Source organism: Streptomyces sp. NPDC107522, assembly GCF_055657525.1.
Genome location: NZ_JBVKAU010000023.1, coordinates 74,561 through 89,326, shown reverse-complemented (window position 1 = coordinate 89,326; position 14,766 = coordinate 74,561). Strand labels below are relative to the sequence as shown.

The following is a 14,766-nucleotide window of genomic DNA, read 5'->3' as shown; positions in this document are numbered from 1 at the left end:
CGGACAGAGGTGATGACAGTGTTGAGCGAGGACGCAGAGCTGGAAATCCTGGACTGGCTGCTCGACCCTCCGAAGGCCGCGCCGATGCTGTTGCTGCGCGGATCGCCGGGGGTGGGGAAGTCGGCCCTCCTGGCAGGCCTGCACGAAGACCTGCCCGATTCACTCCTCCTGGACTGCCGTGGCCTGACCGCAGAGGAAGTGCTCGACCGGCTTCTCACCCACTTCGGTCTCGAGGTCAGGCAGCGACCCCTGCGGGATCCATTGGAGGATGCGCTCGCGGGGATGCGCGCAGGGGGCATTGTGCTCCTGGCCAACGTGCAATGGGCAGGCCGCCTCTTCTCCTCGCCGGACGAGGCATACGACATCCAGCGTGTCGCCGCGCAGTTCAGTCGCCGGGGTCAGGGCCATGTGCTGCCCGTCCTCGAACTCGGCGGGCCCCCGAGTGGCCCAGCCCGGGCCAACGGCGCAGACGAGATTCTGTTGGAAGCGGAGGTCAACGGTCCCGACCCCGCCGACCTACTCATGGGGCACCCCGCGTTGCGCGCTCTGGCCGCGGCCGAGTTGCGTGAAATCCCGCTTCGGGTTTGGGCATTCCTGGACACCGCGCTAGGTGGACGGAGCACAGAGGACGACCTGCGCAACAGCGGACACGTACTGTCCACCGTGTTGCGCCTGGAACCGGACAGGGACGGCGCAACGGCCGTGAGGCTGTCGACGGACGCCCTCAAGCATCTGCTCCGCGAGGCCGCGCCCCTCAGTCGTGCCGAGCAGCAATCGTTGACCGATGCGCTCCTCGCCGAGGCCCGACGGACAGCCGAAGGCACGTCCGACGGGCGGATCGTGGCGTACGCGAATCGCGCACTCGCCGTCCATGCTGCACTCTCCGGAACGCTGCCCCAACTTATCGATGGCGAGCCGTTGTTGGCCGCCTTCGCCGATCGCGTCTCGCTGCAACACGCAATCAGGCTGGCATGGCCCGAAGGCCCGCCGGTGGGCGGCGTCGCCGGCGACGCCCACTACCTGGACCGCGACGGCGTTACCCCCGACTCACAGGGCGAGTGGCTGGCCTGGCTGCACTGGGCAGCCGTGAACCGTGGGCGCCGCGACTGGGCCGACGAGTTGGAGACCGCAAGCCCGGTACCGCTCGCCTGGCGCACCGCATGGTCCAAGTGGCGCCCCTACGGCGTCCTGGGCGACCGGCCCGAGCTCGCCGGGGTCGTGGACGGGGTGGACATCGGCACGTACGCCGGCACTCCCGTCGCGGCAAGCCAGTGCGACGGTTTCTTCGGCAAAGAGGACGACTACGACGTCGAGTTGGGCGACACAGAAGCCCTGGAACGCGTATGGCGGCTGTCGGACGGCACGGAGTTGCCGGCACCTCGGGTGGTCCAGCAGTTCATCACTTCTGACGGAGCCGTGGAACGGACAGCCGGAAGTGCGCTCGAAACCCGCCGCCACATCCGCTCCCCCGACCCGGCGCGTCATGAGTGGCCGGGGCGCCTGCTCCCAAACTGCGGGGCAGAAGCGGTGGACGGGGATCGCTGGGTGGCGTACGGGCCGAGAGGCCTCTACGCGTTCGACGTCCTGCGCCCCGAAGAGCTGACGCCTGGGACGGGCCCTTGGCGGCGCTCCCTCGTCCCGTCCTTCCGCTCCACGGCCGTATGGCCCATGCCCGCCCCCGTCTCCGGACAGCGCGAAGCGCTCACCGAATGGTTTGCCACCGCGTTCGGCGAGCAGGCTCTGCGCCGCCTCCCCGTCGCCGCCCTGCCCGCCACCCTGACCGACGCAACGGCCGGTGCGTTGCTCTCCGAAGTCGGCTTCCCTGAACTCGACGGAAGCGCACCGGCGTTCTTGACCACCGTGGCCGTGGACGAAGCCGGGCTCACACCTGTCGAACGTTCGGAATCCTCCGAACCCGCCTACCTTCTGGGCCATTGGCTCACCGAACCAATCATCCTGGAGGGCCGAAGCGGCCGCGTTCTGCTCGCCTCGGTCGCCGGAACCGAACTCCTCGGGAGCAGCCTGTCCCAATTCATGACCCTGGTCGGCCTGTACCGCCTCCTGCCCTTGAGCGATTTCCCTCGCAGGAGCGCCGAGAAGTCCGACGCTCACCGGAGTGTGAACGCCTGGGCGAAGGAGATCGACCCTGAAGCCGCCGCATCGTCCAACTGGCAAGCGGCACTGGCCGGATACCTGGACGACCCGGAATCGTTGTGACACGGGCGCCTCGGGACCACACCTGCTGAGAACCAAAGCCATAACCCACGCGACCGAGGGCCCCATCGGGGGAGGCTACAGGGGCTGGTGGCTGCCAGGGCTCGCTCTCCGGCTGCAGACGGGCGACTTCAACGCATCTCTGCGAGAGGGCGGCGTACTGGCGCACGTCGTGGTCGCGGTGGCGTCCGTACGGCAGGCTGCCTGGAGCGTGGAACTGTCGGCACCTTGAGAGGACGTCATGGCTCCAAATCCCACCCATGCCGCAACATCCGCCGACCAGTGCGTCTCCCGAATTCAGTCGTGGTGGCACGATGGTGGCCCTGAGCGATCGGTGGAGCTCCTTGGGGCTGCCGGGACCGGAAGGACCGAGGTCCTGCTGCGGCTGCGGGACGCACTCCCTGACCCTGTGTGGGTGGACGCCACCGGGCTCACTGCCGAGGAGATCCTGTGGAAGGTGATCGACGCTTTCCAGGTGCCCGACCTGTGGTCCCGCCGCGTGGATTGGATACGGGAGCTCAAGCGTGCGGGAGTGGGCAGCAGGCCTCTCATCATCGCCAACTCGCAACGGGCCGGCCGTACACGTCGATCCATCCAGCCCAGCCGATTCATCAAGCGCGTCCTGGGCCCGCTGGTGATGGATGCGGGGGCCAAGGTGATCGTCGAATCACGCCCGGAGGATCGTTGGATGCGGGACTGGCTGACCCTCCATCTGGAGGCATCGATGGGCCCCCCGCCCGGTCTTGGTGCCGCACGGAACCAGCCGGCCCTGCGCGCTCTCGCGTTCGCCGAGTTGCGCTGGGCGCCTTTCCGGGTCTGGTCGGCGTTGGCACAGGCCTTCGGTGCCAAAAGCATCGATGAGGACGCCCTGGCCGCCCTGACCCAGGAGTTGCCCGACATCGTCGAGGCGACCGAAGGTCGGGTCCGGTTCGTGGACGAGCGGATCGCCGATGCGCTACGGGAGGAGATGGCCCCTTCGGACCGGAGCCAGATTCACGCACGATTCACCAGTCAGCTGCATTCTTTGGCAGAGCAGTTGTCCCCCTCGGATGGCTGGGCGGCAAGCGGCCCCGTCGGGCACTACATCGCTCATGCGTTGGCCGCGCATGCGCTGCAGGCCCACAGATTTGATGAAGTGCAGGGTGAAGGGCGCCTAGTCGCTCATCTCGACCCTGCAGCGCTCCTCGACGCGGCGAATCAACAGGCCGGGGCGATCCCCAACGAGACTCTCATCGGCGACGCGGCCGCACTGTGGGTGGGAGGCGTTGGTTCCGTCAGTCAGCCTGAATGGGCGGCATGGCTCCACCTCATGGCCATCGCGCGCGGCGATTCGCCATCCGCACAGGCGCTGGAGAGCTCGGGAATCGAATTTCCGTGGCGCACACGCTGGGCGCATTGGCGCCCTCCGTACGGCTGGCGCAAAGCGTACCTCCGTGCCGGATCTGTGAGAGAGATCACCGAAGTCGAAGTGGGCGGACGTATCGCCATAGCAGGGGAGGGGCAGTGGGACAGACGGGTCCGCGTGTGGGACGTCGAGTCGGGCGACCTCATCGCCGGGCCATGGAGTGACGGAATTCCGGAGCCAGGACAGTCGGAGCCTCTGTGGCCACGTGATCAGGACAATCAACTGGCCCAACCGTGGCTGGAGTTGAACGCATATCGCAGCAATCTGGCCGCTCCTCAGTTCACCGAGATCCTGCAGGTGGGCGGCGGTGTCGTACTGGCCGGGATCGGTGGTGTGGTGAGGGTCGATCCGCGTGATCCGGCCACATTCAACCGGCCGGAACGGACCTATGGAGCGGCCCTGCTCGGCCACTTCGGGCTGGTCGACAACGATGCACAGGACTGGTGGGAAGAGCCGGATCGCACGGTGCTCGAGGAGCTCTTCGAGCCGCAGGCGGTACAGCGACTCGGTGTGACAGAGCTGCCGCCAGGGCTGCGGAACGAAGATGCCCGGCACCTGCTCGGCGAAGTGGGCCTGCCCGCCTTCACCGGCGCTGAGATGAGCCTGGTGGCTGTTGCCGAGGAGGGCCTCACCGAGCTGACGGCGGAAGAGGTGTGGGGCGAGGACGACGGCAGCAACGTCTACTACCAGCTCGGAACCTGGTTGAAGGGCCGCATCGTCGTCGACGGCGACAGTGGCACCGTCTATCGCCTCCCCGCGGAGGACGAGGAGGCGGACTCCGACCCCGAGGTAGCTGCGAGCTTGGGGCAGTTCGTGGCCATGCTGCAGAACTACGTGCTGGGACGGTGCCTGCTGACCATGGCATCAAGCCGCACTGAACGCGAGGATATCCGGGATGAGATCGAGAACCTGCTGACCGCGATCGACGAGGACGGCGGAGCCTCCCCGGCCTGGACCTGTACGCTCTATGACAACGGCTGAAGCTACATCGCGTTGCTCTCGAAATCCTGCGGGGCGGGTCGAGGAAATCGACTCGGCGGCTCCGGCCGGGAACTTCGTTCATCGACCAGCTCGACGGCTTCACGCTGGCCGACAACGAGGACGAGGCCGAGGAATACGCCGACGGCGTTCCGTCCGCTCGCACGGCAGCCGACCTCCTCTCCGTGGAACCAGGCCGCGTGTCCGCGTCCCGTACCCACGGCCACGGCTGCCCTGCCACCACCCACCGCGCCATATCAACTCCCGATTCAAGGGCGCCCTACGCAGCCCTACCCATCTGATGGAGTCAGCGAATTCAGCCATGACTATTGACATGCCCAAACCGTCGCCAGTGTCAGCTGAACAGGCTCTGACCGAGTTGGTGGAGTGGCAGAACAAGGGAACGCAGGGAGTGGCCGAACTGACCGGCTCCCCGAATTCCGGACGGACCCGGACGCTGATTCGGCTGCGCGATGCCGTCCCCGACGCGACGTTCTTGGATGCCACCGGCCTGACCTGCGAGGACCTCATAGAACAGGTCATGGAGACGGCTGAACTCGACTTTCCGCAGGAACGCCGCGCCGACTGGAGCTACGCCCTGGAGGACTCCTCGTTCGCAGGCGGCTTGGTCATCATTGCCAACGCTCAGCGGGCAGGCCGTACGCGACGCTCCGGGGAACCGGAGCGGATGGTGCACCGCTTCGCCGTCGAGCTGGCCGTGGCCGGCCGCCTGCAGGTTCTGATCGAACGAGACCTGCCCGATGTCAGGCGATTCCACGGGAACTTGGTGGTGACACTCCAGTCGCCCTCCGGCCGGGAGCGAGCGGAGCAGCCGTTCGTCGGTACGGACGCCGACGCGCTGACGGCGCTCGCCCTGGCCGAGGTACGTCGTGCCCCACCGGCCATCTGGACGGCGCTCGCCCGGGCGTTGGAATCGCAGACCGGTCGTGCGGTGGACGTCACCGCAGCACTGCAGTCCGCCGGCGATCTACTCGACACGGATGCCGATGGCTGGGTCTCCTTCCGCGATGAGCGCGTCGCCGAAGCCCTCCGCCGCAGCACGGACCCCGACGTCATACGTGCGGTGAACCTGGCATTCGTCGACTGGCTACGGAACCAGCCCGTGGCCGAGGCAACGGGCCGGTATCTGGCACAGGGGCTGGCCATGCACGCCGTGCAGGCCGGGCAGTTCGACTCCGTACAGCGCTCCGGTCGCCTGGTTGCCCATCTCGACCAGGTTGCCCTGATCGATGCGGCGCACTGCGACGATCCATACCGGGTCGACCACGACTGCCCCGCCGGAGACGCGGTCAATCTGTGGATGTCCGGCGTCGATTCCCTGCCCCAGGCCGAATGGGCGTCCTGGCTGCACCTCATGAGTACGGTACGCGGCGACCGGCAGACCGCCGCCGACATCGCCGCCTCCGGACAGCAACTCCCGTGGCGAGTGCGCTGGGCGCACTGGCGGCCACCGGGGGCGCTGAGCCCGGCGTTCATCCGGCCCGGCCCCCTGGATCAGCTCTCCGTCGCCCCTGGTGACTACTGCCCCGGGCGAACAGCCGTGGTCGCACAGGGCGACTGGGACCGGCGATATCGCGTATGGGACGCCGAGACCGGCGAACCACTCGCCGGCCCCTGGCCGGATGCCGTACCCGCGCCCGGGATACGGGAGCCGCTCTGGCTTGCCGACACCGACCGTAATGTCACGCCCGCATGGATCGACCTGACCGAGTACGACTGCTTGAGCCCTGCCTTCATTTCGGATGAGGCAACGGTGGGCGATGTCACGGTGGTCACCGGCCTCGGCGGCATCTTCGCGGTTGAATCCACCGGCTCTGCGAAAGCACCCTTGCTCAGCGCGGTTCACGGTGAGCCGATGTTCGATGACGACAACTACGTCTGTGCCCTGCAGGACAGAACGCAGCACCCCCGAGGCACATACCACCCCGACCTCTTCGAACCGGGCGTCGTGCGCCGCTTGCCCGCCGAACGACTCCCCGCGGGCGTGACGGACGCGGATACGCGCCGCATCCTCACCGAGGTCGGTCTGCCCGCCTTCGAGGGGGTCGAGATGAGGCTCGTGGCCCTGGACGAAGAGGGCCTGCCCCGGCTGGACACCGGGAGCCTCCCGGCCGGCGGCCTGCAGGGGGCGTACTGCAAGATCGGCGTATGGGGCGGTGGCGAGGTGATACTCCACGGTGCCACGGGCCAGGTCTTTCTGCTGTCCGCGGGCTTTTCGAGCAGCGCCTGCTTTGACGACGAAGAGGGAGACGAAGGACAGGGCAGCCAAGCCGAGTTGATCGCCGGCAGCCTGGCCTCGTTCATCGATCTTCTCCAGCACTACGTCGTCTCCCGCAGCATGCTGGCATCAGCCGGCAGCCGCATCGAACGCCAGGCAATCAGGGACGACCTGGAGCTTTCGCTGTCCAGCATCGACGAGGCGGGAACCGCCGCAGGCATCTGGACGGCCGACCTCGCTGAGACCGACTGCCCCCTCGTCAGCACGAAGGACTAGCTGGAGACCTGGGAAGCCTGCGTCACCGCGATGCAGGTCGGCCACGCCCTCTTCGTCGCGGCCCGCACCTCGACACCGACCGTCGAATGCCAGGTCGGCCGCCAGAAGCACGTCTTCCGTTCCGGCACCGGGCCCTGGGCCCACGCGGGGAACTGGCTCACGGCCTTCTGGCTGTCCTGCGTATGTCGTGAGAGGCAGGGCACGAACGATCTGTGCGAGGTGCCCGTTTCCCTGCTGCGTGAAGCCGGCGGCTTCGACGAGTACATCTACGACTGGGTCGAAGCGCTGCGGGCGTACTGGCTCAAGCGGCCGGAACTCGGCGACAGACTGCTCGCCGCGGTGAACGGAACCGACCCCGAGATGCATCGGCCCGCCTCGCGAAGCGCCGTACTCAACCTCATGTACCCGCCCATGAACCTCCTCACCCAGCTGGTACGCGGCGACCAGGACCGGTTCAACACCGAGCTGGCCAAGACCATCGAATGGCACAAGGACTACTGGACCCGCGACGAGGAGCGGGCACGCGAATCCGACGGACTCATCGCCCTGGGTCCCCTGGCCGTCGCCTGCCTGGCCCGGGACTCGGGTTTCCACCATCGAGGTCGAGTCGGAGTACCTGCCCAAGTACCTGCTCGACGGCGGCGTCATCGAGGTGGAGTGCGACTACGTCCCCAAGTACCTGCTGGAACGCGGCCGCGTCGGAGACTTCCCCATCTGACGCCGACGCGTAGTGCACGCGCTAGAAGCCGTCCACCCCCAGCTCAGTGATCCCTGCATAGAGCCAGCTCCACACCACCCCGCTGGGCGCCTCCGGATCGAACAGGCCCGGAGCCAGCTCCTCCACCTCATCTATGAACGCCTGTGCCACCGCCTCCTGGTCCCCTTCCACCGGATAGGGATGCCAGCAGGCGTTGCTGTAGCGGTAGACGGCCTCGAGGATGCGGGTGAAGACATCGAGGTCCGGCGCGAGCTGCACCAGCGTGCGCTTCGTGGGACCGTCCAGTTGGCTCCAGATGTGCACGGTCCCGTCGTGTCGGTGCAGATACAGCTCGCCGTGCTCGCACGCGCCGAAGGCGATCAGGTCCGCGGCGGCCACGCCGGCGGGCAGGCCGTTCTCGGACAGGTCGCTCTCGGCTGGGGAACGCATGGCGTCGGCCGGGTGGGTCTCGTACTCGACCCAGTAGCACACCCACCACTTGGGCAGACCGACGTCCCGCAAGTGCCGCCTGCTTCCCCTGTGTTCGAGCCCCTCGGGCAGAGCGCTCTCGGGTACCCGAATCACGTGCCGTTCACCGAAGGAGTCGTCGACCCGGGCCGGGCTGAGCGGGCCCGTCGGCCGCCGACGTACCGGTTCGGGGCCGGGCGACGGTTCTTCGGAGGACGTGGGGTCGATCCTCCTGCCGCGCGGCCAGTCCCGCAGCGCCTCGGCGTCCGTCTCGAGCACCGCGATGCCGTGAGCGTTCTCGGCGAGATACCGGGTCCTGCCGCCCTCTGCGGCGAACGCAACCGCCCCGTCCCAGCTCTCCGGTGCGGTCAACGCCCAGTCGTCCAGAGCAGGTGCATCAAGCACTTCGGGTGGCAAGGGCGCTTCTGACAGCGCTGCTTCGTCCCTGACCTTCACCCTCCGCCCCGTCTCCGCGTCGAGCCAGAGCGGGCCGCGGTGGTCGACCACCTCGATGAGCTCCTGGCCTTCGTAGAGGCGGCGGTGGACCTGGTAATAGTCGCCGTTCAGACTCGGGTGGGCCATGAACCAGTTCGCCGGCCGCCACCACGCCCATACCGTGCGCCACGGCATCCCCGGCTCGGCCTTCGCTATCTGCTCGGCGTACTCGTCGTGGCCGGTCGCCTTCGCCGCGAAGTGCAGCCAGGAAGCGAACTCGGCGGGTGTCACGTCCGCGCCGCCGAATATCGCTTCGGCCTGCAGGAAGACCTCATGTCCCACGCCGTCGGCGTCCTTCGCGGCGGCGATGTGGTCCCGCACCGCCGCACGGTCAGCGTTCAACAGCCGTGCGGGGTCGGCCAGTACGGCGTCCAGCTCCTCGATCATGCGGTCATCCTCGCACCCACCACTGACAGCGACCCCGCAGTGCGTGCCGGGATCACTACTTGCTGAGAGCGCTAGAAGAGCACGGCGTTCACGAGGGCACAGAGACCACAGCCCAGCAGCCCTCCGAAGAGCAGGCTGAGACCCGTGATGAACGTGGCGCGCCGCATGGGGCGGTTCCCGCGGCGGAAGGCGGCGCTCAGCGGGAAGAGCGCCACGCCGAACATGGCGGCAGCGACGCACCAGACCTTGACAGCCTCGACGTAGAACTCCGCGAAGGTGCCACGCCTGAACCAATCCGAGTCGTATGCCACCGCCTCGACCTTCTCGCCCTTGTCGTGCTCCTCACCGGGCTCGAAGTCCTCCACGTCGGAGCCGACCTTGCCATCGTCGGAACGGAAGGTGCCGGAGCACTCCACGTCGTCCCCGATGATGTCCTTGCCGCAACGCTCGATGGTGATCGTCCCTTGCGTGCCGCCGGACACCTTCCTGGGGCCTTCCTCGTAGCCCACCCCGACGAGAATCAGGCCGAAGAGCAGCGTGAGTACGCCCAGCACTCCGATCCCTATCCGGCTGCCGACGCTCCGTTTCCTGGCAGCGGCCAAGCCGGGAACTCCCGTTCCGGCCTTCCGCAGGTTCCGCCCGCCGCTCGCGTCCGTCTTCAATGCTGTTCCGTCCCTCTGCATCGTGCCTTTGCACCGTGCTCGTGCCCCGGCCGGCTCCGGAGATCTTGGCGACGCCGGTTCATGCAGGTCAAGCCGCTGCCCCAGCGCCGCCATTCGGCCTGCCCTGCCCAAGCCGGCCGACCCTTGCGGGACAGGCGCTCCCAGCAACCGGCGTAGCCGATCACGCGTCGTCAGGAAGGATGATCCATATGCCTGAGAACCGCGACGCCTCCCCCATAGCTGAACTACGTAAGGCCTGGAGCCGGGTTGGTGCGGACACCGACCCCGCCGAGGCCGACCCCCTCGTGCTCGACTGCGCACGCCGCCTCATAGCTGACCCCGACGGCGACACGGCGCACGTGTGGGTGGCCGGGCTGGCGGAGATGGTGCCGTACCTCGCCGGGCAGCCCACCCCCGACGTCGAGCGAGCAGCCGTAGAGGCACTGCTGGCTGCCGCGGCGGCCTTCGGCAGGCGCAGCTGCGCGCACGAAACGCACCCGTACGAGGAGGAGTTCGGGGAGCTTGCCGAGGACGATCCGTCCTGGCTCGGGCTGCCCGCCGGATACCTGTTGGCCGACTGGCCGGCACGCCCCCGCCAGGAGGCCGATCTGTGCCCGGCCAACATCGCCGGCACGGCTCGTGTCACCGCCGACATCGTCAGGCCCTTCTCGGCCGACGGCATACCCGCGGTCGTACCGGAGGACCACACCTCATCGGTGGAGAGCCTGTCCTCGGTCCTCTCCGACTATCCCAGCTGGGACCCTGTCGCCGTCCTCGAGTCCAACGCGGGCGTCGACGGCTGGCTCGCCACCAGAGGGGCACGAGCGGGCTACGTCATCACCCAGCACGCGAGCTGCTGGTACGCCATCTACCGGATCACGGAACGGTCGGTCTTCGACGCGATGATCCAGGGCTTGGAGTCGGTGCTGCCGAAGCTCGGGGGCCCCGCGGACTGCACACACAGCGACGACGAGCATCCGGACCCCGAGTTCGAGTCGGCCGACACCGCCGAGATCGGCTTCCACTTGCGCAGCCCCGGTGGCCGCGCCGAGCTGAGGGACATGCTCGACGAGTATCCGCCCGATGCCTGGCTGTGCCCTCGTTACCTGCGCGGCCTCGCGGACGAGGCGCTCACGGAGCTGCGTGCCGCGCATGCGTCGAAGTTCGGGGTACGCGACACCAGCGCCCTGGACGGGACGTACGTAGGACCCGACGGGACCCTGGATATCGACAAGTTGACGAATTGCGTCGTCGACGGCGACGACTTCGACGAGGGACCGGAGAACATCGCGGTGTGGGCCGCGCGCCGGCACCCCACAGCGGATGACCCGCAGGAGCGACTGGTGCTGCTGCTCCTCGCCCTCTGGATCGCCCAAGTGCGCGATCTGCCGTACGGCGTCGGACGCGAAGTCCGCACCCTGTTCCGCGCTGTCGACTCCGGGCCGCTCGAAGCCGACTGCGTGCACGGCATCGACGACCATCCGGACGAGCGCCTCAGGCGCTGGGACCGGCGCGGGTTCGCGGCCCACCTCCGGCACCTTTACGCATCCGACTCGTTCCCGGCGCCCGAGGCCGCCCGGTCCGCCGACGTATGGGGCTGCCCACACTTTCTCGCCGAATGGGCCCGCGATCTCATCCTGAGGCTGGACGAGGAGTACCAGTGGATGGACCAGGAGGACGGCTACGAGGGGAGCACATACGGCCACAAGGGCTGACTGGCGCCCTTCACGCAGCCCGCTCCAGCTCCGACGGCCCCTCCTGATCTCACTGATAACTTGCTGTTCCTATCAATTCACCCCGTGGGAAACCGATGAGCCAGCCGCCCTTCCAGCCGCCCCCTCAGCCTCCCCAACCGCCGCAGCAACCCCCGCACCAACCCCCTCAGCCACCGCAGCAGCAGCCGAACGCCTACAACCCGTACGCCCAGCCCGTCCCGCCGCAGCAGCCAGCGGGGTTCGGAGCGCCTCCCGCCCCCGGGCAGCCGCCGATGCCGGGTGGCCAGCAGCCGATGCAGGCCGGGCAGCCGCACATGCCCGGACAGGCCCCGATGTACCCGGCTGCGCCGTACCAGGCGCCGCCCTTCGGGCAACGGCCGAACGCCAGCGGTCATCCGGTCGGTGCGGTCTTCCTGGCATTCTTCGCCTCGGTCGTCGTCTCGCTGCTCTACAGCGGCCTGATCCTGGCCACGTACAAGGACCAGACGGTCACCGTGGCCAACACCCTCTACTTGGGCCACGCCCTGATCAACGGAGCGATCGTCGGCGCCTTGGTCGGATCAGTCGGCCACCGGCACACGGGCGCCTGGATCTGGGGGACCGTCATCGCCGCTCTCGGCGCATTCTTCGGCTACACCAACGCCTGGCCGCTCATCGTCGCCGAGAGCCAGTCGCTCGGTACCCTCTGGGACCTGCTGAGGTACGACGCCCTCCTCCCGGCCAAGGCCTGGTGGAACGACGAAGCCGCGGGCGGAGTCGACTGGTTCTCCCCGCTCGGCCTCGTGCTTGCGGCGGCCGCCGCCTGGGGCCTCGCCTACCTCGTCGGCAACAAGCGCCGCCAGGTGTGACTTCTCCTCGAGCCCGCCTCAGTGGAAGGCGGGGCTGTCGCCGAGCCCCGCCAACGCTGCCCCGATACAGGTGACGGCCATCGCCCACCGGGTACGCCCGATCCGCGCGAGCACAAAACCCCACCCGCTGAGGGCCACACCCACGGCATACAGGGCGACCCAGGCACCCACCGCGTCGCCCCTGACAAGGCGTACGACGATGAGGACGAGGCAGATGACGGCGACCAGCGGGGCCAACGCCGCGTACGTCCAACGTGCCTGCGTCACATCGCGCCGCCGGCTCTCCACGAGCCCCGGTTGCCCCTGAGCCTGGAAATGCGCCCGCAGTTCGTCCGCGCTCGCCCCCGGGCCGTGGGGCTGGGGCTGCCTGCCCGTTCCGTCCGGCCCGTTCGCCGCCTCACCGTCGTGCGTGGTCATGGCAGCGGAGCTTAGCCCTCCGCCAAGACCAGCCTGACGGCAGGCGCCGAGGCAGCGGGCGGCAAGCCGATCACGTCACATGCCTGCGAGATACCCCAGTGCAAGCATCAACGGCAGCGAAACGAAAGCCAGCCCGAATGCCGTAGCCGACAATCCCGTACGTATTTCCCGTTTGCCACGGATCCCCAGATAAGCAGCGATCAGTGGGAGGACGGCGCCCAGCAGATAGCTGAAATGCCAGCCGGAATCCGCTGCTAGGAAGACCATGAGGGCCCAGCAGACCGGGACGGACGCGATGCTCAAGTAGCAGGAGCGCGTGAGGAAACGCTCCAGGTCGTCGACTCCGCCCAGGAAACCCATGAATTCTGTCCGCCTTCTCCGCTACACCGCGGCGTGATCATAAGCACCGGTCCCCACCTGGGGAAACCCGTCCGCCGCCGAGAACCCGTTCACGGCCGTGGACATCACCACACCGAGCGCGCTCAGCGCCGCCGCGAACGTGTCGAACGCCTTGGCCGCCTCGGCCCACATCTGCATGAGCCGAATGGCCTCGGCCGCGGCCAGCGCGAACATGGCCGCCGAGGCGACCTGCCCGCCGACGGGGATCGCGTTGACGGCCTGCGCCGCGAGCAAGTTGATCAGCCAGATGACGAGCAGGTCGCAGAACATCACCAGGAACGACTTGAGGAATTCGGCAAACTGGAACGCCATCTGCGCCGCCTGCGAGTAACAGCTCTGCAGGGACTTGAAGGTCTCCTTGATCTCGTCCAGTTTCTTGGTGAACTCGTCGAAGTACACGGTGGCGGCGTTCGCGGCGTTGCCGTCCCAGCTGAGACCGACGTTCTGGTTTCCCTTGCGCACATTGGCGGCCACGGCATCGCAGAACGACGCGAGATTGCCCCATACGTCGGCGCAGTCGTTGTACTTGTTCCAGTCCCCGAACACCCAGTTCGTGCATTCGGCGAAGGGGTCGAAGTCGAAGAGCAGCTTGGACGCCTCCACGGCCATCGCCGAGGGGCTGCCCAGATCGAGGGCGCTGCCGAGCGTCTTCTGCACCGGGCTCATCTTGTATTCGTCCGCATGGCCCGACGCGTACTTGGCGAGCGGGTTGGTGGGGTCGCTCGGCGGCTTCAGCGTGTCCACGGCGTCACTGGCATCGGAGAAGTCCTGCGGATCGCCGCCGGAACCGCCGCCCGACACCTTGGAGCCCGGGTAGGTGGCGTCGAGTTTGGCCGCCTCGTCGGTGTCGGTCTCCCGGTAGTACTTGGCCGTTCCCCTCAGTTCCTTCTGGGACGCCTCCAGAACGCTCTTGACCTTGTCCAGAGCCTTCTTGGCCTCGCTCACATAACTGTCGTGGTCACCCGCGACGAGATCCCAGGCCGCTCCGCCGACGGAATTGTCGATCTGAGCGTGGGTGCCGACGTACGCGGAGGCCTGCGCACTGCCGTCCGCGGCACGCCCCACCAGCTTCGCGAAGCCGTCGATCGCGCCGGGCTCTACCTGAAAGTTCAAAGCTCCCCCATCGCCTGCATCACCGGGTACGACCGCTCAGTACAAGGACCAGCCACGCCCGTCGTGACGCGACTTCGTACCCGACCGGTTCTCGGACTCCGCGCGCCGCTCCTCGTCGAGTTGCCGCCGCTCCTCCGCAAGCCGGCGCTCCCCCTCCGCGGCGAGCTCGTCCCGCTCACGGTCGGACATGGAGGCCCACTTCTCGGCGAGCGGCGCCGCCTGCTCCACGGCCTGCTCGGCGTACGCCGACACATTGGCTGCCTCGCGCAGTCCCATACGTCCGGAGAGGACCTCTTGCGCCATTTCCTTGAGCGCGTCGCCTCCCAGCCCCGAGGCGAGATGCTCCAGGGACTGCCGAAGAATCTTGGCCTGAGCGGCGTCCTGCTGGGTCATCTCCAGGAATTCGGAGTCGTCTACGCGCTTGTCGGAACTGTCGCGGGCGCTGTCCAAGGG

General features: G+C 67.9%; 12 protein-coding genes. 6 read left to right on the top strand and 6 right to left on the bottom strand.

The window, feature by feature from the left end:
- Positions 1-21: 21 nt before the first annotated feature.
- The 4 genes from ACZ7L6_RS39955 (at position 22) to ACZ7L6_RS39940 (ending at position 7,880) form a co-directional block, all read left to right on the top strand.
- Positions 22-2,217 carry an SUKH-4 family immunity protein gene (locus tag ACZ7L6_RS39955; RefSeq protein ID WP_471932832.1) on the top strand — a complete coding sequence of 732 codons (2,196 nt, stop codon included), beginning with the start codon at positions 22-24 and terminating at the stop codon, positions 2,215-2,217.
- 412 nt (positions 2,218-2,629) lie between these two features.
- On the top strand, positions 2,630-4,600 hold the full coding sequence (locus ACZ7L6_RS39950) for an SUKH-4 family immunity protein (RefSeq protein ID WP_471932830.1): 1,971 nt from the start codon (positions 2,630-2,632) through the stop codon (positions 4,598-4,600).
- Positions 4,601-4,919: 319 nt separating this feature from the next.
- Complete coding sequence (locus tag ACZ7L6_RS39945; RefSeq protein WP_471932828.1) at positions 4,920-7,112, top strand: SUKH-4 family immunity protein; 2,193 nt, start codon at positions 4,920-4,922, stop codon at positions 7,110-7,112.
- Positions 7,113-7,880 carry an immunity 49 family protein gene (locus tag ACZ7L6_RS39940; RefSeq protein ID WP_471932894.1) on the top strand — a complete coding sequence of 256 codons (768 nt, stop codon included), beginning with the start codon at positions 7,113-7,115 and terminating at the stop codon, positions 7,878-7,880.
- Here ACZ7L6_RS39940 and ACZ7L6_RS39935 read toward each other — a convergent pair.
- Positions 7,852-9,159: an SUKH-4 family immunity protein gene (locus tag ACZ7L6_RS39935; protein WP_471932826.1), complete on the bottom strand. Its 1,308-nt coding sequence runs from the start codon at positions 9,157-9,159 to the stop codon at positions 7,852-7,854. The genes ACZ7L6_RS39940 and ACZ7L6_RS39935 overlap by 29 nt on opposite strands.
- A 71-nt stretch (positions 9,160-9,230) precedes the next feature.
- Positions 9,231-9,761, bottom strand: a complete 531-nt coding sequence (locus ACZ7L6_RS39930; protein WP_471932824.1) for a hypothetical protein — start codon at positions 9,759-9,761, stop codon at positions 9,231-9,233.
- Positions 9,762-10,030: 269 nt separating this feature from the next.
- Between ACZ7L6_RS39930 and ACZ7L6_RS39925 the strand changes: the two genes are divergently transcribed.
- Both ACZ7L6_RS39925 and ACZ7L6_RS39920 read left to right on the top strand, forming a co-directional pair.
- The gene (locus ACZ7L6_RS39925) at positions 10,031-11,536 is read left to right on the top strand and encodes a hypothetical protein (RefSeq protein ID WP_471932822.1); all 1,506 of its coding nucleotides are present in this window, start codon (positions 10,031-10,033) and stop codon (positions 11,534-11,536) included.
- Positions 11,537-11,631: 95 nt separating this feature from the next.
- Positions 11,632-12,384, top strand: coding sequence for a hypothetical protein (locus tag ACZ7L6_RS39920; RefSeq protein ID WP_471932820.1), 753 nt, complete (start codon positions 11,632-11,634; stop codon positions 12,382-12,384).
- Positions 12,385-12,402: 18 nt separating this feature from the next.
- On the opposite strand, the gene ACZ7L6_RS39915 is transcribed toward ACZ7L6_RS39920, so the two are convergent.
- The 4 genes from ACZ7L6_RS39915 to ACZ7L6_RS39900 form a co-directional block, all read right to left on the bottom strand.
- Positions 12,403-12,801 carry a hypothetical protein gene (locus ACZ7L6_RS39915; RefSeq protein ID WP_471932818.1) on the bottom strand — a complete coding sequence of 133 codons (399 nt, stop codon included), beginning with the start codon at positions 12,799-12,801 and terminating at the stop codon, positions 12,403-12,405.
- A gap of 75 nt (positions 12,802-12,876) precedes the next feature.
- Positions 12,877-13,161 (bottom strand): hypothetical protein, encoded by a 285-nt coding sequence (locus ACZ7L6_RS39910; RefSeq protein WP_471932816.1) that lies wholly within the window; start codon positions 13,159-13,161, stop codon positions 12,877-12,879.
- Positions 13,162-13,182: 21 nt separating this feature from the next.
- Positions 13,183-14,313 (bottom strand): hypothetical protein, encoded by a 1,131-nt coding sequence (locus ACZ7L6_RS39905; RefSeq protein ID WP_471932814.1) that lies wholly within the window; start codon positions 14,311-14,313, stop codon positions 13,183-13,185.
- A gap of 36 nt (positions 14,314-14,349) precedes the next feature.
- On the bottom strand, positions 14,350-14,763 hold the full coding sequence (locus tag ACZ7L6_RS39900) for a hypothetical protein (protein ID WP_471932812.1): 414 nt from the start codon (positions 14,761-14,763) through the stop codon (positions 14,350-14,352).
- Between the last annotated feature and the right edge of the window lie 3 nt (positions 14,764-14,766).

Excerpts from the sequence above, each read along its gene's own strand:
- ACZ7L6_RS39945 (WP_471932828.1), top strand. The coding sequence starts at position 4,920 with ATGACTATTGACATGCCCAAACCGTCGCCAGTGTCAGCTGAACAGGCT.
- ACZ7L6_RS39935 (WP_471932826.1), bottom strand. The coding sequence starts at position 9,159 with ATGATCGAGGAGCTGGACGCCGTACTGGCCGACCCCGCACGGCTGTTG.
- ACZ7L6_RS39925 (WP_471932822.1), top strand. The coding sequence starts at position 10,031 with ATGCCTGAGAACCGCGACGCCTCCCCCATAGCTGAACTACGTAAGGCC.
- ACZ7L6_RS39920 (WP_471932820.1), top strand. The coding sequence starts at position 11,632 with ATGAGCCAGCCGCCCTTCCAGCCGCCCCCTCAGCCTCCCCAACCGCCG.
- ACZ7L6_RS39915 (WP_471932818.1), bottom strand. The coding sequence starts at position 12,801 with ATGACCACGCACGACGGTGAGGCGGCGAACGGGCCGGACGGAACGGGC.
- ACZ7L6_RS39910 (WP_471932816.1), bottom strand. The coding sequence starts at position 13,161 with ATGGGTTTCCTGGGCGGAGTCGACGACCTGGAGCGTTTCCTCACGCGC.